At 47.0% G+C, this 1,635-nt stretch carries 2 protein-coding genes; one reads left to right on the top strand and one right to left on the bottom strand.

From position 1 onward, the window contains the following. Positions 1–247 precede the first annotated feature (247 nt). The gene (locus C477_RS23545) at positions 248–946 is read right to left on the bottom strand and encodes a hypothetical protein (RefSeq protein ID WP_152423318.1); all 699 of its coding nucleotides are present in this window, start codon (positions 944–946) and stop codon (positions 248–250) included. Between the two features lie 447 nt (positions 947–1,393). Here C477_RS23545 and C477_RS23540 point away from each other — a divergent pair. Continuing rightward, the coding region (locus tag C477_RS23540) for a hypothetical protein (protein ID WP_152423317.1) at positions 1,394–1,635 on the top strand (242 nt) is incomplete at its 3' end.

The raw sequence follows: 1,635 nt of genomic DNA, 5'->3' as shown, positions 1-1,635 counted from the left end.
CTACCGCTCTCCTTCAATTAGACAACCATCGTTTCATTAGCGGCTGCTTTTCGCAACTGCGGTTGTACTCGTTCCCTTGAGGGCGGGGTCGACGGCGCGATCGCGCCGCGAGCCTGCGGGTCGATTTCGCGCTGCGCGCGAAACGCCCCTTGGCGGGTGTCGCCAAGGCGACGATGCCAAAAAATTACAGCGCCCCTCTCCCACCTCCGTACAGGAGAACTCCAGTTGAAGCACATGAAATAGGGGTTTAATTGGATTTTGTCTTTTCCTCATTCTCTACTGGTTTTATTTCTGTAAAGTGCTGTTCGTCATTCTGATCTGACCAAGGGAGAAACTCCATTATTTCTTCATCCATTTCCCCATCATTTGTCATCTTAATAGAGAAATCAGCAGTATATGTATCTACTTCCTCGTATTTGGTTGTGTATTGGATTATCGGCTTTGCGTAAAGGATAGGCCTTGAACTATCCAATTCTTCAAACGCAACACGCGCAAATGATTTAGATTTAGGGCCTGGATTGCGGATAATCGTTGCTGAATTGGCAGAGAATCTAACGTCTGTCTCGTTTGGTCGGATAGATGAAGACTGACTCTTAACAGTGGAACCATCTGACTGAGTTTTTGCTCTACGTATCTTCCCTCCAACTGCTCTTATTGGCCCGCTCCCATCCAGTTCATAAAACTCCAGCCTCAAAGTTAGCGACGTGGCCGCGCCTCCTCCATAGTTTGATAGTAAGATCTCGATAGTGTGCCAATCATCCATAAATACAAGTTTCTCTATTTCAAGCGTTGGTTCCTGTTCATATCTCATAAGTTCTTGTTGATTTTCCATGATCCTCTTTTGCTTGTAATACAGTACTACCAACATCGACGTGAGAAAAAGCGATCCAAAAGCCTGAATAATTTCAGCGTTTTCAAGAACACCGCTGACCATTTGACTTAGCATTATTTCGTCATACGTAAAAGAAGGAACATAAGTGTACCTTCCTAATGCCCCTATGGTGGTGGGGTATTTAGCTACGCGCGTGGCGCTCGCGGAAATTGAGCGGACCGATATTGGACGCAATAGAGGGGCGACCCTGCTGGTAGAGCATAACAGGACCTCGATGATCGTGGTTGTCGAATATGCCTACGAGAGTTTATCAGTGAAGCCACGGCCAAACGTGAGCGGATGCGACACCCACAAGACGACTTACTGATTGTCTACGCACTGTTACTACTCGCTCAGGAGCATAAAGAAACAGAGAAAGAAGACTGGGCCTTGAACCTCGCAGCCGAAATCGCGGATCAACATGGGCTAGCAGTAAGCGACGCAATTCATCAGCTCGAGTAGATCGCGTCGCCAAGCCAATAGCGCGAAAATGTTTTACTACTCATCTACATATCACGTCTAATGAGTTCAGACAATGAGGATGAAGAAAGTGAAGCCTCCAGAACAGAGGTTTCAGAATCTTCTCCAGATGAGATTGAAATAGAGTCGGATTCCGATAAATCATCTAAAACATCAATTTCTAACCAATCTGAGTCTCACTCGCTCATCGGCGATCTCGACTCCAACCCGCTCCTCGGTGATTTTGAGTCCCACTCGCTCGTCGGTGATCTCGACTCCAACCCGCTCCTCGGTGATTTTGAGTC

The organism is Haloterrigena salina JCM 13891, from assembly GCF_000337495.1.
GTDB classification, from domain to species: Archaea; Halobacteriota; Halobacteria; order Halobacteriales; family Natrialbaceae; genus Haloterrigena; species Haloterrigena salina.
The sequence above is the reverse complement of the archived record's forward strand: the minus strand, read 5'-3'. Positions and strand labels throughout refer to the sequence as shown.